This window comes from Methylocystis sp. SB2 (assembly GCF_049817085.1).
Taxonomy (GTDB): domain Bacteria; phylum Pseudomonadota; class Alphaproteobacteria; order Rhizobiales; family Beijerinckiaceae; genus Methylocystis; species Methylocystis rosea.
The window spans coordinates 766,074-785,401 of sequence record NZ_CP187401.1; the positions used below are offsets into that span (position 1 = coordinate 766,074).

The 19,328-nt window shown below is 63.7% G+C and carries 21 protein-coding genes; 17 read left to right on the top strand and 4 right to left on the bottom strand.

From position 1 onward, the window contains the following. Positions 1 to 75 precede the first annotated feature (75 nt). The gene (locus ACPS74_RS03930) at positions 76 to 1,161 is read right to left on the bottom strand and encodes a hypothetical protein (protein ID WP_029651746.1); all 1,086 of its coding nucleotides are present in this window, start codon (positions 1,159 to 1,161) and stop codon (positions 76 to 78) included. Positions 1,162 to 1,251: 90 nt separating this feature from the next. Then, positions 1,252 to 2,004 (bottom strand): triose-phosphate isomerase, encoded by a 753-nt coding sequence (gene tpiA, locus ACPS74_RS03935; protein WP_029651747.1) that lies wholly within the window; start codon positions 2,002 to 2,004, stop codon positions 1,252 to 1,254. A gap of 112 nt (positions 2,005 to 2,116) precedes the next feature. On the opposite strand from tpiA, the gene ACPS74_RS03940 reads away from it, so the two are divergent. The 3 genes from ACPS74_RS03940 to arsB are packed head-to-tail and all read left to right on the top strand — an operon-like array spanning position 2,117 to position 4,050. Then, positions 2,117 to 2,455 carry an ArsR/SmtB family transcription factor gene (locus ACPS74_RS03940; RefSeq protein ID WP_029651748.1) on the top strand — a complete coding sequence of 113 codons (339 nt, stop codon included), beginning with the start codon at positions 2,117 to 2,119 and terminating at the stop codon, positions 2,453 to 2,455. Beyond that, positions 2,452 to 2,979: an arsenate reductase ArsC gene (locus ACPS74_RS03945; RefSeq protein ID WP_029651749.1), complete on the top strand. Its 528-nt coding sequence runs from the start codon at positions 2,452 to 2,454 to the stop codon at positions 2,977 to 2,979. Before ACPS74_RS03940 ends, ACPS74_RS03945 begins: the two co-directional genes overlap by 4 nt. Positions 2,980 to 2,982: 3 nt before the next feature. Beyond that, positions 2,983 to 4,050: an ACR3 family arsenite efflux transporter gene (gene arsB, locus ACPS74_RS03950; protein ID WP_029651750.1), complete on the top strand. Its 1,068-nt coding sequence runs from the start codon at positions 2,983 to 2,985 to the stop codon at positions 4,048 to 4,050. A 1-nt stretch (position 4,051) separates the two neighbouring features. Here arsB and ACPS74_RS03955 read toward each other — a convergent pair whose 3' ends face one another. Both ACPS74_RS03955 and ppk2 read right to left on the bottom strand, forming a co-directional pair. Next, the gene (locus ACPS74_RS03955) at positions 4,052 to 4,489 is read right to left on the bottom strand and encodes a hypothetical protein (RefSeq protein ID WP_239754301.1); all 438 of its coding nucleotides are present in this window, start codon (positions 4,487 to 4,489) and stop codon (positions 4,052 to 4,054) included. A gap of 372 nt (positions 4,490 to 4,861) precedes the next feature. Beyond that, positions 4,862 to 5,869: a polyphosphate kinase 2 gene (gene ppk2 / locus ACPS74_RS03960; protein ID WP_029651752.1), complete on the bottom strand. Its 1,008-nt coding sequence runs from the start codon at positions 5,867 to 5,869 to the stop codon at positions 4,862 to 4,864. A gap of 213 nt (positions 5,870 to 6,082) precedes the next feature. Here ppk2 and ACPS74_RS03965 point away from each other — a divergent pair, with 213 nt between their 5' ends. The 14 genes from ACPS74_RS03965 to pssA all read left to right on the top strand — a co-directional run bounded on the left by ACPS74_RS03965 (position 6,083) and on the right by pssA (position 19,315). Then, the gene (locus ACPS74_RS03965; RefSeq protein ID WP_029651753.1) at positions 6,083 to 7,990 is read left to right on the top strand and encodes a peptidylprolyl isomerase; all 1,908 of its coding nucleotides are present in this window, start codon (positions 6,083 to 6,085) and stop codon (positions 7,988 to 7,990) included. Next, positions 7,987 to 9,516: an anthranilate synthase component I gene (trpE, locus tag ACPS74_RS03970; protein WP_036242222.1), complete on the top strand. Its 1,530-nt coding sequence runs from the start codon at positions 7,987 to 7,989 to the stop codon at positions 9,514 to 9,516. The genes ACPS74_RS03965 and trpE overlap by 4 nt, the downstream gene beginning before the upstream one ends. A gap of 49 nt (positions 9,517 to 9,565) precedes the next feature. Next, positions 9,566 to 10,072 (top strand): DUF6163 family protein, encoded by a 507-nt coding sequence (locus tag ACPS74_RS03975; RefSeq protein WP_029651755.1) that lies wholly within the window; start codon positions 9,566 to 9,568, stop codon positions 10,070 to 10,072. 200 nt (positions 10,073 to 10,272) lie between these two features. Continuing rightward, positions 10,273 to 10,779, top strand: a complete 507-nt coding sequence (ldtR, locus tag ACPS74_RS03980) for a transcriptional regulator LdtR (protein WP_109026472.1) — start codon at positions 10,273 to 10,275, stop codon at positions 10,777 to 10,779. Positions 10,780 to 10,966: 187 nt separating this feature from the next. Continuing rightward, positions 10,967 to 12,079 carry a site-2 protease family protein gene (locus ACPS74_RS03985; RefSeq protein ID WP_029651756.1) on the top strand — a complete coding sequence of 371 codons (1,113 nt, stop codon included), beginning with the start codon at positions 10,967 to 10,969 and terminating at the stop codon, positions 12,077 to 12,079. A 59-nt stretch (positions 12,080 to 12,138) separates the two neighbouring features. Continuing rightward, on the top strand, positions 12,139 to 12,753 hold the full coding sequence (locus ACPS74_RS03990) for an anthranilate synthase component II (protein WP_018408698.1): 615 nt from the start codon (positions 12,139 to 12,141) through the stop codon (positions 12,751 to 12,753). Between the two features lie 70 nt (positions 12,754 to 12,823). Continuing rightward, entirely contained in the window at positions 12,824 to 13,846 is a 1,023-nt protein-coding gene (gene trpD, locus ACPS74_RS03995) for an anthranilate phosphoribosyltransferase (protein WP_029651757.1), read from the top strand. Positions 13,847 to 13,969: 123 nt separating this feature from the next. Beyond that, the gene (trpC, locus tag ACPS74_RS04000; RefSeq protein ID WP_029651758.1) at positions 13,970 to 14,809 is read left to right on the top strand and encodes an indole-3-glycerol phosphate synthase TrpC; all 840 of its coding nucleotides are present in this window, start codon (positions 13,970 to 13,972) and stop codon (positions 14,807 to 14,809) included. Position 14,810: 1 nt separating this feature from the next. Next, positions 14,811 to 15,290 carry a cyclic pyranopterin monophosphate synthase MoaC gene (moaC, locus tag ACPS74_RS04005; protein ID WP_029651759.1) on the top strand — a complete coding sequence of 160 codons (480 nt, stop codon included), beginning with the start codon at positions 14,811 to 14,813 and terminating at the stop codon, positions 15,288 to 15,290. Between the two features lie 67 nt (positions 15,291 to 15,357). Then, positions 15,358 to 16,287, top strand: coding sequence for a hypothetical protein (locus ACPS74_RS04010; RefSeq protein WP_029651760.1), 930 nt, complete (start codon positions 15,358 to 15,360; stop codon positions 16,285 to 16,287). Next, entirely contained in the window at positions 16,284 to 16,469 is a 186-nt protein-coding gene (locus ACPS74_RS04015; RefSeq protein ID WP_029651761.1) for a hypothetical protein, read from the top strand. Before ACPS74_RS04010 ends, ACPS74_RS04015 begins: the two co-directional genes overlap by 4 nt. A gap of 7 nt (positions 16,470 to 16,476) precedes the next feature. After that, positions 16,477 to 17,679 (top strand): molybdopterin molybdotransferase MoeA, encoded by a 1,203-nt coding sequence (glp, locus tag ACPS74_RS04020; protein ID WP_029651762.1) that lies wholly within the window; start codon positions 16,477 to 16,479, stop codon positions 17,677 to 17,679. A gap of 87 nt (positions 17,680 to 17,766) precedes the next feature. Further along, positions 17,767 to 18,465 (top strand): phosphatidylserine decarboxylase, encoded by a 699-nt coding sequence (locus ACPS74_RS04025; RefSeq protein ID WP_029651763.1) that lies wholly within the window; start codon positions 17,767 to 17,769, stop codon positions 18,463 to 18,465. Positions 18,466 to 18,472: 7 nt separating this feature from the next. Continuing rightward, the gene (gene pssA / locus ACPS74_RS04030; RefSeq protein ID WP_018408706.1) at positions 18,473 to 19,315 is read left to right on the top strand and encodes a CDP-diacylglycerol--serine O-phosphatidyltransferase; all 843 of its coding nucleotides are present in this window, start codon (positions 18,473 to 18,475) and stop codon (positions 19,313 to 19,315) included. The last annotated feature ends 13 nt before the right edge of the window (positions 19,316 to 19,328 follow it).

Consider the following 19,328-nt stretch of genomic DNA (forward strand, 5'->3'; position numbering starts at 1 on the left):
AGGAGCGCGTCGCCTCGTCGTTGGAGCATGGTGTAGGCGTCGCGCTTATATCGGTCGCTCGCCGAAGCGGCAAGCCTACACCGCCTCGGTCTTTTCCACTTTGCTGCCCGCTGGCGAGGGCCGGAACCTGGTCGCCGGATCGTTGCGATCGATGCGCCAATTCGGATGGTGGAAATGCAGGACGCGATCGCCGTTGTAGGAGACGACGGCGTTGTCGAACGTCAGCGCGCCGATCCGCCGCCAATTGCGGAACGTTCCTTTCTTGAATCCGGTGCGGCCGGTCACTTCGCCATCCTCGGTGACCTCGATGGTGAAAACGATCTCGCGCCTGGGCGTCGGATCGCCCTTGTCGAACATCATCGCGAGCAATTCGTCGCGTGAATCGAGGTCCTCTCCTTCAATGCGCGGATGGCCCGGCGCAAGCTTCAAGCGCATGAAGCGCGGGGCGCGGGTGGGAAGGTCGCGAGGTTTGCCGAGCTCCGCGACTTCATGGAGCTGCCGCTCGGTCGGATCCTTATCGGTGATCGCGAACACGACGCCCGCCGTCATGACGATGGGCGACGTCGCCCAATCGTTTGAGAGCGTGACGTTCGGCGCATTGACGAAATCAACATCGTTGATGTAGCGCGTCGACGCGCCGACGATATCGTCGATCGTGAAGAAGTTCGCCGTCTGCAGCGGCTCTTTATGGTCTGGGTCAGTCGTCGGGAAAAGCTTGCCGGCGATGCCCTGCCCGCGCGGTTTGCCGCGCTTCACCGCGCCGCCGTTGGAATAGCGCGCGACGACAAGCGCCTTGCTGCCTTTTTGGAAATAGCCGGTGTAGCCGCTGTCCTCGGTGATTTCCCAAAGTCCCGTCAGAACGACGCCCCAGGGATGCACGATGCGTCTGAAGCCTTTCTTGTCAGGCCCCCACCTCAGATCACTGCGCGCATCGACCGATCGTTCGGCGGCTTGCGTCAAAAAGTGCCTGCCCCGCCAAAGCGCGCGCAACATGTCGAAAAAGGTCGGCATCACGAAGGGGAGCGGCGGCTCGCCGGGCGCGCCCCAGACCTTTTGATAGGGATTGGCGAACATCGCGTCGCGCACTTCGCTGAATCGCGAACCGGGATAGACGCGGTCTTCATCGACCAATTCGATGACGCCGAAATCATTCTGGCTCATGACGCGCCCCTCTTTCAAACAATTACTGAAAACAAACCCTCTGAAGAGATGACTTTATTCGAGCCCATCCGATTGTCCAGCTTCGCCTGATTAGCGATAGGCGCTCGCGACGCCGATAAAATCCTTGGCCGTCAAACTCGCGCCGCCAACCAGCGCGCCGTCGACATTGGCGACATGCATCAATTCGCGGGCGTTCGACGGCTTGACCGAGCCGCCGTAGAGAATGCGCACATCGCCGCTCTTGCCGCCGCCGAGCCGCGCTTCGATCCGCTCGCGCGCGAAGGCATGCATTTCGGCGACGTCCTCGGTTGTCGGCGTCAGCCCCGTTCCGATGGCCCACACCGGCTCATAGGCGACGACAATGTAAGGGGGCGCGTCGGCGGGGAGCGAACCCTCGATCTGCGCGCCGACGACGCTCAGCGCGTCGCCCGCCTCCCGCTCGGCGCGCGTCTCGCCGACGCAAATGATCGGCGTAAGCCCGGCGCGCAGGGCGGCGGCGGCCTTCGCCTGAACGTTGGCGTCAGTTTCACCGTGGTCGGAACGGCGTTCGCTGTGGCCGACGATGACGTAGGACGCGCCGGCGTCCTTGAGCATCTCGGCGGAAATATCGCCCGTGTGAGCGCCGCTGGCGGCGGCATGGCAATCCTGCCCGCCAAGGCCCAAGCCTCCGCGCTCCGCGCTATCGCGCGCAACCGCAATCAAGGTGGCCGGCGGGCAGACGATGAGTTCGGCGCGCGCGCGCAGCGCATCATCATAGGCGGCGCCCATCGCCTCGATCTCCTCAAGCGAGGCGCGCAGCCCGTTCATTTTCCAGTTTCCGGCGACGAGCGGGCGACGGGTCATGCGAAATGCTCCTGACAATACGCCTGGGTAACAGAGCTACGGGCGCGCAACAATGTGGCGCGCGCTACGGAAATGTCATTGCGCCGTCATATATTTCGATATATCTGGATTTATGGAAATAGAAGCGGCTCTCGCCTGTCTTTCCGCGCTTTCGCAGCCGACGCGGCTCGAAGCCTTCCGCTTGCTCGTCCGGCACGAGCCCGAGGGTCTGCCGGCCGGCGACGTCGCCCGCGCGCTCTGCGTTCCACAAAACACGCTCTCTGCCCATTTCAACGTCCTTTCGCAGGCGAAGCTCGTCATCAGCGCCCGCACCGGCCGCAGCATCGTCTATCGGGCGGATCTTTCGCGGCTGAATGAGCTGGCGCGCTTCCTCGCCGAAGACTGTTGCGGCGGCGCGCCATGCGCGCCCGCCGACTCTCTTGCACGCATCAAATGTGAGTCTCGCCAATGACAGACAGGACTTATAACGTGCTGTTCCTCTGCACCGGCAACAGCGCGCGTTCGATCATGGCCGAAGCGCTGCTGCGCGAGCGCGGCGCCGGCCGGTTCCACGCCTATTCCGCCGGCAGCCATCCCAAGGGCGAGGTCAACGCCTACGCGCTCTATACGCTGGAGACGATGGGCCTTCCTTCCGAAGGCTATCGGTCCAAAGGCTGGGACGAGTTCGCCCGCCCTGACGCGCCCCGCATGGATTTCGTCTTCACCGTCTGTGACAGCGCAGCGGGTGAAGCTTGTCCGGCATGGCCCGGCCAGCCAATGACGGCGCATTGGGGCATCGAAGACCCTGCGGCGGTGGAAGGAAGCGACATAGAAAAACAGCGCGCCTTCGCCACGGCCTTTCGCTATCTGCGCAACCGCGTCGATCAGTTCTGTGCGATTCCGCTGCATCGTCTCGACAAGCTCGCGCTCAGCCAGCGCCTGCGCGAGATCGGCGAGATGGAAGGCGCAACATCGCCGAACGCGGTCGCGGAGTAAGCCATGACTATTTTCGAACGCTATCTCTCGCTCTGGGTGGCGCTCTGCATCGTCGCCGGCGTCGCGCTGGGCCATTTCTTGCCGGGCGTGTTTCACGCAATTGGCGCGATGGAGGTCGCAAAGGTCAATTTGCCTGTCGCGGCGCTCATCTGGCTGATGATCACGCCGATGCTGATGAAGATCGACTTCGCCGCGCTTGCGGAAGTCGGGCGTCACTGGCGCGGGATTGGCGTCACGCTCGCCGTCAACTGGGCGATAAAGCCCTTTTCCATGGCGCTGCTCGGATGGATTTTCATGGGCTATCTGTTTCGACCCTATCTGCCGGCGGACCAGATCGACTCTTATATCGCCGGCTTGATCCTACTCGCAGCCGCGCCTTGCACCGCCATGGTGTTCGTGTGGTCGAATCTCATCAAGGGCGAGCCGCATTTCACGCTGAGCCAGGTCGCGCTCAACGACGCAATCATGATCGTGGCATTCGCGCCCATCGTCGGGTTGTTGCTTGGACTGTCCTCGATCATCGTGCCCTGGGACACGCTGTTTCTCTCGGTGGTTCTCTACATCGTCGTTCCGGTGATCGTCGCGCAGCTAGCCCGCAAACGGCTGCTCGCGGCAGGCGGTGAAAAAGGCCTCGCGAAGGCGCTCGCGCATATCGGCCCGGCGTCGCTGATCGCGCTGCTCGCGACGCTCGTTCTGCTCTTTGGTTTTCAGGGGGAACAGATCATCCGGCAACCCGCGATAATCGCCATGCTCGCGGCGCCGATACTGATCCAGGTCTATTTCAACGCCGGACTCGCCTATCTGCTCAATCGCGCGGCGGGAGAAGCGCATTGCGTCGCCGGCCCTTCGGCGCTGATCGGGGCGAGCAATTTCTTCGAACTGGCGGTCGCGGCGGCCATCAGCCTATTTGGCTTTGACTCGGGCGCTGCGCTCGCCACCGTTGTTGGCGTCCTGATCGAAGTTCCAGTGATGCTAAGCGTCGTCTGGATCGTCAATCGGAGCAAGGGCTGGTATGAGCGCGGAGCGCTGCGATCTCCCGATCAAGTCTCCGCGCATATCGATCTACCCTAAATCAGCAGAGGCGATAGCCATACGCCGCGAGCTGGCGGCCGGTGATGCGCAGCATCGGGCCGGGGGCCTGATGCGCGTGGCGTCGCACGTGAGCCATGAAGGCCTGACGCAGCCCGGGCTTATAATGTGCGGCGAAGACCGCGGTCATACGCGGATCGACGACGCCCCCCTCGGGCCCGCCAAACCAAGGCGCATGGAAGCCCAAAACCGCGCCCTCGGAAACACAGGACTGGGGATGGGCCAGATAGAGCGTGCATGAGGAATCGCATTCAGTCGGGCCAATACGGATCGGCTCGCCGCGAGCCCGCGCCCTCGCAAGCCTGGCTTCATATTGCTCCACGCGTCCGCCGTAGTCAGGCGCCATAACATCGAAAGCCTGGGCGGGCGCCGTCAAAAGTACAGCCGTCATCATTCCTGCAAGACCAAGAGATCGCAGCATAGGATTTCCTTTTGGGGCGCTCGTAAGGGGCGGCCGCGCCGCCCACAGCTGTCAGGGCTCAGTCGACCGAGCGCGTGTCTCGGGCCCCTCGGGAAGGGGAAGGGCTACAACTCACGCCTCTTCCAGCTTCAGCGTTCCTTTTCTAAACAAGCGATATCTGCAGTGCAAGCAGGGCCTTAACTTTATGGTGAATTTTTTTTGAAGTTGACGCTTGTCGGGACGGCCGTGCGCCCTACCGCCTTCAGCCCAACGATACGTGGGAAATCCAGGGCGCGCGGGACGTCCGGCGCTAAAAGCCACAGCGGGCCGACGGCATAATTACGAGAGTTTCTTTTTTTATTCTTAGTGGCGCAAACGACTGGTCTCGAAATCTTAGCGGGTGCGCTTGCGCTTCTTCTCGGCGTCCATCGCAAGCGACTTGCCCAGAATGTGCTCGTCGCGGCCGATGACGTGTGCGCTGGCGCCGACGATGAGCGGATCGGGTCCGTGTACGACGCTATGATCTTTGTTCGGGTAATCGAGGCTCGATAAAAAGTGTTGCATGCAATTAAGGCGCGCGCGCTTTTTGTCGTCCGATTTGATGACAATCCAAGGCGCGTCGGCCGTATCGGAGAAGAAGAACATCGCCTCCTTCGCTTCGGTGTAATCGTCCCATTTGTCCATCGACGCACGATCGATCGGCGAGAGTTTCCACTGCTTCAAAGGATCGTTCATCCGCGAGCGGAAGCGGTGTTGCTGCTCCTCGCGCGTCACCGAGAACCAGTATTTGTAGAGGCGAACGCCGGAGTTGACGAACATGCGCTCAAGATCGGGACATTGGCGCATGAAGTCCAGATATTCGTTCGGGGTGCAGAAATTCATCACCCGCTCGACGCCGGCGCGATTGTACCAAGAGCGGTCGAAGAAAACGATCTCGCCGGCCGCCGGCAGGTGCTGGATGTAGCGCTGGAAATACCACTGGCTGCGCTCGCGCTCGGATGGCTTTTCCAAGGCGACGACCCGCGCGCCGCGCGGATTGAGATGTTCCATAAAGCGCTTGATGGTGCCGCCCTTGCCGGCGGCGTCGCGCCCCTCGAACAGCAAGACGATGCGTTGACCGGTCTCCTTTACCCAGTTTTGCGCCTTGAGGAGCTCCACCTGGAGGAGCTCCATGTGCCGCAGGTAGACCTTCTCGCTCAGGCGGGTCTTGTAGGGAAATTCTCCTGACTCGAACGCCTTCCGGACCGCCTCGGCGTCAGCCCGCAAGCGACGCACGTCCTGATGTGGCGCGTGAGGATGCGCCGCGGGCTCGGCCGCCTGGACGTCCGCGGGCTCAGCCGCGACTTTGGTAACGAGAGCCTCTACGCCGGTCTCACCAACAGCGTTAACGGGTTCATCCATTATCGGCTCTCATCTCCGGCGCGCGCTCCGAATTGGAACTGTTCAGCGGGGTTATCGTCGGGGAGACTGCAGGCATTCGAAACACAGGGCAATAGCGCATTTCGACGCGTCGGCGGTTCCGTGCGGAGCGCATTGCCACGCGCCCGCCCCCTCCCTATAGTCCGCCGCCAAAACCGGGAAGCCGGATCCAACGCACCCAAGGAAGCAATACCCATGCTAGAAGGCCTGCGCGTCGCCTCGCAGAACTGGATCGGCCGCACCATCATGGCGCTGGTCATGGGCGTCATCGTCATCAGTTTTTCGATCTGGGGGGTCGGAGACGTGTTTCGCGGCATGACCGCCCAGCGGCTCGCCCGAGTCGGCAGCGGCGAAGTCACGGTCGAAACCTATCGCAGCGCGTATCAAAATGAGCTCCGCCGCATTCAGCAGCGGATGCGGCGCGCGATCACCAATGAAGAAGCGCATCAGGCGGGGCTGGACCTTCAGATCCTCGAGCGCCTCGTCACGGAAGTCGCGCTTGACCAAAAGGCGCGGCAGCTCGGGCTGGCCGCAAGCGATGAGACCACCCAGCGTCTGCTCGCGTCGGAAAAGGTGTTTCAGGGGCCGGACGGCAAATTCGACGCCATGCGCTTCAAGCAGATCGCCAATGACTCCGGTTTCACCGAGCGGGGTTTCGTCGCGGATCAGAAGAACGCTTACCTGCGCAAGATGATTACCGACATCGCCGTCGCCGGAGTCGAGCCGCCCAAGTTGATGGTCGAGGCGATCTATCGTTTCCGCAATGAATCGCGAACGATCGACTACGTCATTCTGCCGCCGTCGCTGGTCGGCGCCGCAGCGACGCCATCCGACGAAGAGCTGAAAAAATACTTCGACGAACGCGAGCAGACCTTTCGCGCCAAGGAATACCGCAAGCTGACGGCGCTGGTCGTCAGCCCTTCTACGGTCGGGAAGCCGGAGAGCGTGCCTGCCGAACAGGTGCGCAAGCTTTACGACGAGGTCAAATCGAAGCGCTACGGCATGCCCGAAAAGCGTGACGTGCGGCAGATCGTGTTCAAGACCGACACGGAAGCCGAAGCTGCGCTCGCCAAACTCAAAGCCGGCGCCGACATCGAGGCGATGGCGGCCGAGCTCAAACTCAATCCGAAGGACGTCAACCTCGGCCTCGTCGAGCAGCGCGACTTCGGCGATCCCAAAGTTGGCGCGGCGGTTTTTGCGCTTCCCGGGCCGGGGCTCACCGAGCCGGTTCACACCGCCTTCGGCGCCGTCGTCTCCCAGGTCAAGAGCATCGCCCCGGCGGTCTACAACAAGACTTTCGAGCAGGCCGAGCCGGAACTGCGCGCGGAAATCGCCGCGCAGGGCGCCATGCCTGAAGTGCGCCGGCTCCATGAGGCCATCGAGGATCAACGCGCCACTGGCAAAACTCTCGCCGAATCCGCAAAGGCCGTGGGGCTGGAGACGCAGGTCTATGACGGCGTCGACGATGCAGGCAATGACCGCAGCGGCAAGCCGATCGCCGGCCTTCCTTCCGGTCCAGACCTCGTGAAGGCCGCCTTCGCATCGGACATCGGCGTCGATAACGATACTGTCGCGACGCGTGACGGCGGCTATGTCTGGTACGAGGTCAACGGCATCGAGCCCGCCCGGCAGAAGACATTCGAAGAGGTGAAGGCGGCCGTCGTCGACGCCATGCGCAGCGACGCAGCGCAAAAGGCGCTCGCCGCCAAGGCCGATGAAATCGTCGCCAAGCTGAACGCGGGCCGGTCAATCGAAGACGTCGCCAAGGAAGTGGGCGTTCAGACCCAACGCGCCAATGACGTGAAGCGCGAGGCGCGGCCCGACTTCAACACCAACGTCATCGTTCGATTCTTCGATGTCGCGCCGCGCAACGCCGGCTCCGCCGTCGTCGACAATGGGCGGCTGGTGTTTTTCGTGCGCGACTCGACGACTCCCGTGTTCGACCCGAGTTCGATCGAAGCGAAGACGATCGCCCAGCAACTGAAGCCTGCATTTCACAACGACCTGCTGGAGCAATATGTCGGCGGCCTCGAGAAGGCGCTCGGCGTCGACATCAACCAGAAGGCCTTGGAAGCCGCGACCGGAGCGGAACGCGACAAGTGAGCGGCGCGCTGTTCGAGCCCGACTTCGACGCCTTCGGCGCCGAATACGACGCTGATCGGCCGCAGCTGGTCGTGACCCGGTTGGTCGCCGATCTCGAAACGCCGGTCTCCGCCTATCTCAAGCTCACGCGCGATCGGCGCGGCGCTGCTTTTCTGCTCGAATCCGTGGAAGGCGGCGCCGCCCGTGGCCGCTACTCGATGATCGGCCTCGACCCCGACGTGATCTTTCGCGTCCTCGGCGACAGAGCGGAAATTAATCGGGCCGCGCTCGACGACGCGAGCGTCTTCACGCCTTGCGAGGGAGCGCCGCTCGTCGCCTTGCGTCAGCTCATCGCCGAATCCGCCGTGCCGCAGGCCGTGCGGCTGCCGCCGATGGCGGCGGGAGTTTTCGGCTACCTCGGCTATGACATGGTGCGCCAGATGGAGCGCCTCGGACCGGCCAAGGAAGACAGGATCGGCGCGCCTGACGCGCTTTTCATGCGTCCGACGGTCATGATCGTCTTTGACACGGTTCGCGACGAAATCTCCATTGTCACGCCGGCTCGGCCAAAAGCCGGCGTCGCGGCGAAGGCGGCCTATGAAGCGGCGCTCGCGCGCCTCGACAGAGTCGTTGCAACGCTGGAGGCGCCGCTGGAGCATCGCGACGGCGGGACCGACGCGCAGCTGCTCGCTCAGGAGCCGGTTTCGAATACGCCGCCATCTCGTTTTCTGGAGATGGTCGAGCGCGCGAAGGAATACATTCGCGCCGGTGACATCTTCCAGGTCGTGCTGTCACAGCGGTTCACCGCGCCTTTCGCTTTGCCCGCCTTTGCGCTCTATCGCGCATTGCGCCGCGTGAACCCGGCGCCCTTTTTATGCTTTCTCGATTTCGGCGAATTCCAGATCGTCTGTTCGAGTCCCGAGATCCTCGTGCGCGTCGCCGACGCGAAGGTGACGATTCGCCCGATCGCCGGCACGCGCTGGCGCAGCGAGGAGAAGGCGGAGGACGAGCGTCTGGCGGCGGATCTCCTCGCCGATGAAAAGGAGCGCGCCGAACATCTCATGCTGCTCGACCTCGGCCGCAACGACGTCGGCCGCGTCGCAAAGACCGGCACGGTGCGCGTCACTGACAGTTTCACGATCGAGCGCTACAGTCACGTGATGCACATCGTCTCCAATGTTGAAGGCGAGCTCGATGCGCGCCACGATTGCATCGACGCGCTCGCCGCGGGGTTTCCCGCCGGCACCGTCTCCGGCGCGCCGAAAGTGCGCGCCATGGAGATTATTGACGAGCTCGAGACCGACAAGCGCGGCATCTATGGCGGCTGCATCGGCTATTTCGGCGCCGGCGGCCAAATGGACACCTGCATCGTGCTGCGCACGGCGATCGTGAAGGACGGCAAGATGCATGTGCAGGCAGGCGCCGGCGTCGTCTACGACAGCGAACCGGAATATGAACATCGCGAATGCGTCAACAAGGCGAAAGCGCTTTTCCGCGCCGCCGAGGAAGCGGTTCGCTTCGCAACGCGCGCGCGGCGGGGGCAGTAGCCATTTCCGCCACAGCGCACGGGCAGCGAAACAAGCGGCGGCGCATCTGATGGATGGCCCAACGATCTACGACGACGGCGACGATCCCTACCGCGCAATTCGCGTCGGCGAACCGAACGGCGGCGACGCCGCAAAATGGGGCGTGCTGCTCTCGCGCTTCATGCGCATTGTCGCGTTATTTTGGCTCGTGCAAGGCTTGATGCAGTGGCGGATCATTCTCGCTGCTGAACGCTCGATCTTTGAAACCATGCCGCAGAGCGCAGCCTCCGCCGTTATTTTCTTCGCCGTGCTCGATCTCATCGCCGGCGTCGGCCTGTGGCTGGCGACGCCCTGGGGCGGCGTGCTGTGGCTGCTCGTTGCAAGCGCGCAGATCTTTCTTACGCTCAGCATGCCGGGATTCTTCACCGGCGGATATTGGCTGATCGGCGTCAACGCCGTGCTGATCGCCATGTATTTCGGGCTGACCTTCGAGGCCGGACGCGATATCGAGGCGCAGCGCATGCGCGAACGCCGCCGTCGCCGCAAATTCGACAGGAAACCGCCAAAGGCTTCCTAATGCGCAAGGCTTGTTAGAGGAATCATTAGCGTAAATCGAACGTTTAAGTTCATCTCTCATTCACCGCAAACAGCCCCTATCGGGGTAAACGCGCGATTCAGGCTGTTGTTTAAACTGCCTTTCACCTGCGCCGATCTAATTTGATCTCATCGAACGCCGATCAAGAGATGCGCGATGCATCCGCCCTGATGGAGAAGACGATGAGCGCCATGACCAAGACAGCCCCTGCCCGCGAGGATCGCGCCAGCGAGATCCGACCGGTTTATCTCGAAGCGCTCACGCTCGTCGAACGCCTTCACCGCCGTCTGCTCGACGTCATCAAGGACGAGTTCGACCGCCGGGATCTTGGCGACGTCAATTCCGTGCAGGCGCTGCTGCTTTACAACATTGGCGACAAGGAGTTGACCGCGAGCGAATTGCGCACGCGCGGCTACTACCTCGGCTCCAATGTTTCATACAACGTCAAGAAGCTGGTCGACATGGGCTATATGCATCATGCGCGCTCGCGCCTTGATCGCCGTTCGGTGCGCATCAGCCTGACTCCGAAGGGCAAGCAAATTCACGATATCGTCGCTCAGCTTTATGAGAAGCACGCGCTGACGGTCGAGCAGATCGGCGGCGTTTCCTGCGACGAGTTTCGCACCCTCAATACGTCGCTCTCGCGACTGGAGCGCTTCTGGACCGATCAGGTCCGCTATCGCCTCTGACGCGATCTCGCTTTCTTCTCGTCTCTCAACCGTCATCTCTCTATCGCCGGCAAGCGCCCCAGGGCCGCTTCGCCGGCGTTTTTCGTGCGCATCCCCGCGCTTAGAGCAGGTTCCAGGGAAGCGCTCTAGCGCAAGCCGCCGCTCAGTCCTATCTTACCGGCTGTTAACCACGATCGCAGGAGCTCAAATGCGTTGGTCCCTCACGATCGGCTCCTTCATGGGAACCGCCGTGCGCATTCACGTCACGTTCCTGCTGCTCCTGGGCTGGATCGGCTTTGCGGCCTACCAGCGCGGCGGCGCCGTCGCAGCGCGCGACAGCGTCCTGTTCATCGTCGCGATCTTTGTCTGCGTCGTGTTGCACGAGTTCGGCCACATATTGACGGCGCGGCGCTATGGAATCGTCTCGCCGGTGATCACGCTGCTGCCGATCGGCGGCGTGGCCGACATGGAAAAGATGCCCGATAAGCCCCGTCAGGAGCTGCTGATCGCGCTGGCGGGTCCGGCGGTCAATCTCGTCATTGCGGCTTTGCTCATCCTGTTTCTTGGGGCCGTCGATGTGTCCGACGGGATCCAGATCAGCGACCCGTCCGTCAATCTTTTAAAACGTCTGGCGGCCGTGAATATCTTTCTTGCGGCGTTCAACTTGATCCCGGCCTTTCCGATGGATGGCGGCCGCGTGCTGCGGGCGGCGCTGTCGATCTGGATCGGCAAGGGCCGTGCGACGCGCATCGCCGCGCAGATCGGTCAGGGCTTCGCTTTCCTGCTCGGCTTTCTCGGGCTGTTCGGAAATCCGCTGCTGCTGTTCATCGCGATTTTCGTCTATATCGCGGCGGCGGGCGAAGCGCAGATGACGTCGATGTCCGAGGCGGCGCGTGGACTGAAAGCCGCCGACGCCATGGAGACGCGCATCGCCGTGATCGAACGCAGCTCAAGCGTGCGGGAAGCGGTAGACATCCTGTTGGCCACGTCTCAGGACGAATTCCCGGTCGTCGACGTCTCGCGCCGGCTCAGCGGCTTCCTGTCGCGCGCCAACATCATCGAAGCGTTGCGGGCTGCCGAACCCGGCGCGCCGATCGCGCCTTTCGTTCGCCAGGAGCCCGCGACGATAGACGGTCGCGAGAACATCGACGCCGCCCTGCCCATGCTCACGAGCGGAGAGGCGGTCGGCGTAACCGACGAGGAGGGGCGGTTCTTGGGTCTTCTGACCCGCCAGTCGCTGGCTGAGATCATGATGATCAAAGATGTTCGGCCGGACTGGCGCTTCTCGCCGCGAGACGATCGCCGTCCAACGGTTGCTTAAGCCCGCCACCCGGCCTATTGCACTGTCAAACCCGCGCCAGGAGGCTGGACAGCAGCCCAATGTCCAACGTCACGCTCATCGACAACTACGACAGCTTCACTTTCAACCTGGTTCACTATTTCGGCCAGCTGGGCGCGAACGTCACGGTTCACCGCAACGACGCCGTTTCGGTCGCCGAAGTGCTGGCCGGCGGACCCGACGCGATCGTGCTGTCGCCCGGCCCTTGCACGCCGCATGAGGCGGGCATCTGCATGGAGCTGATCTCAGCTGCCGCCGAGACCGTGCCGATTTTCGGCGTCTGCCTCGGCCATCAGTCGATCGGCGAGGTGTTTGGCGGCGACGTCATTCGGGCGCCGCTGCCGATCCACGGCAAGATGGCCACCATTCTCCACCACGGCGACGCCGTGTTTCGCGGCATCGAGGGGCCGTTCCAGGCGACGCGCTATCATTCGCTGATCGTCAGCCGCGACACCCTTCCCGACTGCCTGCGGGTGACCGCCGAGACGCCTGACGGCCTCATCATGGCGCTGTCGCATAAGACGCTCCCTACGCATGGCGTGCAGTTCCATCCCGAGAGCATCACCTCGCAGCACGGCCACAAAATTCTGCAAAACTTCCTCGATCTCGCGCGGGAGTGGAACGAGGGCCCCCGGCGGCGTGAGAAGGCGGCGTGAAGACTGCTTCGAAGGTCGCCTGCACCCGTCGGCCGGCGGCCCTGCCCTTGCGCAACGGCGCTGAACGACAGTGAGCGAGGATTTCAAATCCTACATCGCCGCGTTGGTCTCCGGCGCGCCCCTTGCCCGCGACGAGGCGAAAGCGGCCTTTTCTCTGATTTTCCGTGGAGACGCCACGCCAGCGCAGCTTGGGGCCTTTCTCATGGGTCTGCGGCTGCGCGGCGAGACGATTGACGAGATCATCGGGGCCGCCGAGGCCATGCGCGCCGCGATGACGCCGGTCGAAGCGCCGGCCGGCGCAATCGATATCGTCGGGACCGGCGGCGACGGCGCCGGCACTTACAATATTTCCACTTTGGCCGCGATCATCGCCGCAGCCGCCGGCGCGATCGTCGCCAAACATGGCGGCAAGGCGGCCACGTCGCTGTCGGGTTCCTCCGACGTTCTTGGCGAACTCGGCGTCAAGGTCGGCATTTCGCCAGCCGCCGCCGCCGCATCGCTTCAAGATGCCGGAATCTGCTTCATGGCCGCGACGACGCACCACCCGGCCATGCGCCATGCCGCGCCGGTGAGAAGCGAGCTGGGCGTGCGCACGATCTTCAATTTGCTTGGCCCTTTGTGTAACCCCGCGCGGGTCGAGCGGCAGATGATCGGAGTCTTCTCCCGCGACTGGCTCGAACCTTTGGCGCTTGCGCTTCGCGAACTCGGCGCAAAGCGCGTCTGGCTGCTGCATGGCGGCGACGGGCTCGATGAAGCGACGACGACCGCCGACACCCATGTCGTCGCGCTCGAAGACGGCGAGATCCGCAGCTTTGAGCTGTCGCCGGAGGAGGCCGGATTGCCCCGCGCGACGATTCAGGCGCTTGTCGGCGGCGACGCGGCGCATAACGCAAGAGCCCTGCGCGCCGTTCTGGAGGGCGCGAAGAACGCCTACCGCGACGTCGCGGTCCTCAACGCCGGCGTGGCGCTGGTCGTCGCCGGACGGGCCGCAAATGTGCGCGAAGGCGCGGCGCTCGCTGAGGCGGCGATCGATTCCGGCGCGGCTCGGGATAAGCTCGACGCGCTGATCCGCTGCTCCACTCGAGACGCTTGATCGGCCTTCGCGCTGCGATCGGGATAGGATTGCGCCCATTTATCGGCTATTCATGAGCAGCCGGCAGTCGGCGGAACGAATTCGAGCGATGGCGGTCGCGGCCCGCCCGCCGTAGGCGAGAAAATGACCGACATTCTCAAAAAAATTGAAGCTTATAAGCGCACCGAGATTTCCGAGGCGAAGGTGCGCATGCCGTTCGCGACGCTCGAGCGCAACGTGCGCGATCATGATCCGCCGCGCGGCTTTGTCCATGCGATCGAGCAGAAACTGAACGAGCGTCGCATCGCGCTCATCGCCGAGATCAAGAAGGCGAGCCCTTCCAAGGGAATCATCCGCCCAGACTTCGATCCGCCGAAATTGGCGCGCGCCTATGAAGCCGGCGGCGCGGCCTGTCTCTCAGTGCTGACCGACACGCCCTCGTTCAAAGGCAGACTCGAAGACCTTGAAGCCGCGCGAAAGGCGACGCATTTGCCGGCGCTCCGCAAGGATTTCATGTTCGATCCCTATCAGGTCTATGAGGCGCGGGCTTACGGCGCCGATTGCATTCTCATCATCATGGCCGCCGTCGACGACGACGAAGCCAAGGCGCTGAACACGGCCGCGCATGATCTGCGCATGGACGTGCTCGTCGAAGTGCATGACGAGAGCGAGCTTGATCGCGCTCTGGCGCTGGAGACGCGTCTGATCGGCGTGAACAATCGCGATCTGCGCGACTTCAAAGTGTCGCTCGAAGTCAGCGAGAGGCTCGCCGAGAAGATTCCGCGCGACAAGATCATTGTCGCCGAAAGCGGAATCACGACGCATGACGACTGCGTGCGCCTGGAAAAATCGCACATCTTCGCCTTTCTCGTCGGCGAAAGCCTGATGCGCAAGCACGACGTCGAAGCGGCTACGCGCGAACTCCTGCAAGGCGCGACGGCCAATCACAACTCGGGCGCGCATAAGTCCCCCGCCGGCGCATGACATGAGCGCGCTGACTCACATCGGCGCGACGGGCGAAGCGCATATGGTCGACGTCTCGGCGAAGACCGAGACGTCGCGCGTGGCGCTCGCGCGCGGCCATGTGGTGATGGCGCGTGAAACTCTGCGTCTCGCCATCGAAGGTCAGGCCAAGAAAGGCGATGTGTTCGGCGTCGCCCGCGTTGCCGGAATCATGGCGGCGAAGAAAACGAGCGACCTCATTCCGCTGTGCCATCCTCTGCCCTTGTCGAGCATCTCGGTCGAGATCACGGCCGACGAGTCGTTGCCGGGCCTGCGCGTCCTCGCCGAAGCGTCTGTCACTGGCAGGACCGGCGTCGAGATGGAGGCGCTGACGGCCGTCTCAATCGCCTGTCTGACGATTTATGACATGCTGAAGGCCGCCGATCGCGGCATGCGCATCGAAGGCGTTGAACTCGTCGAAAAGCGGGGCGGCAAGTCGGGCGACTGGCGGCGCGCTGAATAGTTCGACGGCTGCCGCAAGGCTCGCTATCGTAGCAGCCGATATATTTATGATTGGTGGAGGCGCCGCCATGCGGCATTTTATTTTCGCCGTTGCGCTGCTGTTGATGAGCGCGCCAGCCTTCGCTGACCGGGCGACCGAATGCCGGAGCCAATGCGGCGAGGACGCGGCCTGCTACCGGCGCTGCATGGGCTATTCTTATCGACCTCACTCTGGCTGGAGTGGCCCCAATAGGCCGCGCGCCTACCGTCGCGCCCCATCTTCGTTCGACGCGCCAAGGACTGAAGGACCTTCGGAGCCGAGCGGCGGCGGGGGGCCTGTCGCAAGGCCGAGCATTTTGGGCACGGCCTACGACTATCTTTATGCCCCCGGCGTGGAAACGGCGGGCTATGGCCTCTATTCCTATGTGATCCTGCCCCGGCCCAACGACCGCGCCGTCGCCTTCCTCCGCGAGCTCGTGGGCCGCTTCCCGGCGGCATCCGATGTCGCGGCGCCAAAGGAGCGGATCAACATCCTGTACATTCCGACCAAGCGTGGTTCTGGCGGCCAAGCCGCCTTCCCCGCCGATGTCGATCCCGCGGTCCTTAAGACCTTCCTCAGCAAGAACTATGATTTCGCCATGGCGCAGCGCCTGCTGTTCCATTTGTGCGACAAGCCGGCGCCGGCGGTCGCGCAGCTTTGCGAGAACGATCTTTCGGGCGGTCCCTATCTCCTCACCTACGCGACGAAGATCAGCGATCTTTCGCCGTTGCCCCCGCCTTTTCTGTTCGTTGATCTGACCAATGTGCGCGCCCGCGCCTTTCCGCTGTTCGTCGCCGCCTACGCCGCCCAGGTGAAAAGGCCCGAGTTCGCGGACGGCGCGCGACTCGCCGATTTCAATCTGCAGGTCGCAAATATTCTTCTGACAGCCGCGGACTGGGTGCAACCTGTGAGCGCCGCGGTCGCGGACATCGCGCACTTCGCCGAGGCGAAGAAGAGCGATGAGGCGGCGCCGAAATGAAATTGTCCCTTCCTCGGATCGTCGCCGTTTTTCTGCTGGCGATCGCTCTTGGCGCAGCGTTCTCCTTCGCTTATCCCAGCGTCGACATTGACGCGGCGCTCGCGACAGTCATCGTGCTCGTCGCGCTCGCGGCCGAAAGCCTCGCGGCGTTCATCTATCGCCGCGTCGCGAACCGGGGATAAGTTTTGCGTGGATAAGCTTCTTTCCGTTCCCGACGCCCTTGCGCGGGTGCTCGCTGGGGCTTCACGGCTTGGCGAAGAACTGACGCCGCTGGCGCGGGCGCGGGGCCGCACGCTGGCCGCCGACCTTGTCGCCCGCCGCAGCCAGCCGCCCGTCGCAGTCTCGGCCATGGACGGCTTTGCGCTGCGCGCCGCTGACCTCGCCGCCGGGCCGCTGCGAGTCATCGGGGAAAGCGCCGCGGGGCACGGCTATGGCGCGGCGCTGCAGCCGGGTGAAGCCGTGCGCATCTTCACCGGCGCGCCAGTGCCGGAGGGCGCCGACGCGATATTGCTTCAAGAAGACGCTGTCGTCGCTGACGGCGCATTGACGGCAGGCGCCCCGCCCGGTCCGCATATTCGCGGAGCTGGCCTCGACTTTCGCGAAGGCGCGGTCGCGCTCTTCGCCGGCGTGCGCCTCGGCCCAGCCGAACTCGCGCTCGCCGCTGCGATGAATCACGCTGCAATTCCCGTCGCGCGGCGCCCGCGCGTGGCGATCATCGCTTCGGGCGACGAACTTGTGCCGCCGGGAGCCGAGCCCGGCCCCTCGCAGATCATCTCCTGCAATAATCTCGCGGTCGCCGCCATCGCCGAAGACGCTGGCGCTGAAGTGATCGATCTTGGCATCTTCCGCGATGATCTTGCAGAACTCGAACGCGGCATCGGCCTCGCCCGCGAGGCGCGCGCCGACGTTCTGGTGACGCTCGGCGGCGCGTCGGTCGGCGACCACGATCTGCTGCGTCCAGCGCTGGCGCGCCAAGGGATGTCGCTCGACTTCTGGAAAATCGCGATGCGGCCGGGCAAGCCCCTGATCCATGGCGCGCTGGGCGACGCGCGCATCCTCGGCCTTCCCGGCAATCCGGTCGCGTCCTTCATTTGCGCGCTGGTCTTTCTTGCGCCCCTTCTGCGCGCGCTGCAGGGCGATCCAGACGCCGGCGCCGACCGAACCGAGACGGCGGCCGCTGGCGCCGATCTTCCCGCCAACAAGGGGCGGCGCGACTATATGCGCGCGCGGCTCGCCCTGGACGAAAACGGCCGCCTCGCAGCAACGCCGCAGCCGCTGCAGGACTCGTCGCTGCTCACCGAGCTGGCGCAATCGCAGGCGCTGCTGATCCGCGAGCCGGGCGCGCCGCCCCTGGCGAAGGGCGACCCCTGCCGCGTCCTTCGGCTGCCATGATCCGAGGCCGCGCATCCGTGACTTTGGCGCCGCAACATGGCAAAGGAAACGCGCGCGCTGATCAGCCCGCCACGAAAGCAGGCCCGCATGTCGATCATCGATTCCGTCCGTAAATCGCTCGTTCCGATCCATCCGGAAGGCTACGTCTTCATCGCTGGTTTCGCCGCCGTCTCCTTCCTGCTGGACTGGCTGTCGCCGACGCTCGGCTGGATGGGCTTCATCGCCACCGCCTGGTGCGCTTATTTCTTCCGCAATCCGCCGCGGGTGACGCCGCTGCGCGATGGGCTCGTCATCTCGCCCGCGGACGGCGTCGTCAGCGCGGTCGGCTTCTTTCTGCCGCCGGCCGAACTCGGCCTGGGAGCCGAGCCGATGCAGCGCATCTCCGTGTTCATGAGCGTCTTTGACGTGCATGTGAACCGTGCGCCGATCACCGGCCGCATTTCGAGAATCGCTTATAAGCCGGGCCTGTTCCTTAACGCCGACCTCGACAAGGCCAGCGACGACAATGAACGCAGCGGCATGGTCATCGAAGCGCCGTCGGGGCGCTTTGGGGTCGTGCAGATCGCAGGACTCGTCGCGCGGCGCATCGTCGGATTCGTGAAAGAAGGCGAGCAGATCGGCGTCGGCGACCGTTTTGGCCTCATTCGTTTTGGGTCGCGCGTCGATGTCTATATGCCGTCATCGGCACGGCCCATGGTGGCTATTGGGTCTCGCGCCATCGCCGGCGAGACGATCCTCGCCGACATGACCGCCGGCGCCCCTGCGCTGTCATTCAAGGCGGGTTGAACACGCCATGGCCGATCCCTTCTTCTCCGGGCGCGATTCACAAGAAGGAACCCTGACGCCCTCCGAACAGCGTCGGCTGCGATTTCGCAACATTCCGTTGCGCATCGTGCTTCCCAATCTCGTGACGCTGCTCGCCCTCTGTATGGGGCTGACGGCGATCCGCTATGGAATCGAAGGACGATTTGAAACGGCCGTGACGGCGGTGATGGCCGCGGCGGTGCTTGACGGGCTGGACGGCCGCCTAGCGCGCGCCATCAAGGGCACGTCGCGCTTCGGGGCGGAGCTCGACTCGCTGTCGGATTTCGTCGATTTCGGCGTCGCGCCCGGCCTGTTGCTGTATCTGTGGACGCTGCACGAGATCAAAGGCCTCGGCTGGTTCGCCGTGCTCGTCTTCGCCATCGCCGGCGCACTACGGCTCGCCCGCTTCAATGTGACGATGGACGATCCGACGAAGCCCGCCTGGCACGCCGAATTCTTTGTCGGCATGCCGGCGCCGGCCGGCGCCGTGACGGTGTTGCTGCCGCTCTATCTGCATTTCTCCGTCTTGGAGCTGCCGGCGTCCAAGGCGATGACGCCGTTTTACATCGTCTATGTGCTCGGCATCGCCTTCCTGATGGCGAGCCGCATTCCGCATTTCTCCGGCAAGCGCATCGGGCGCATACCGCGCGACCTCGTGATTCCGGTGCTTTTCGGCGTGGGCGTGACGGCGCTGCTGCTGGCGATCTATCCGATGGAGCTGCTCGCCGTGCTGAGCGTCGCGTTCCTCGCCGCTATTCCGCTTAGCGTGAGGCGCTATAACAAGCTCGCGAAAGCGGAGGCGGAAAAGGCTGCGGCGCTGAAAGAGGCGTGACGGTCTAGATAGC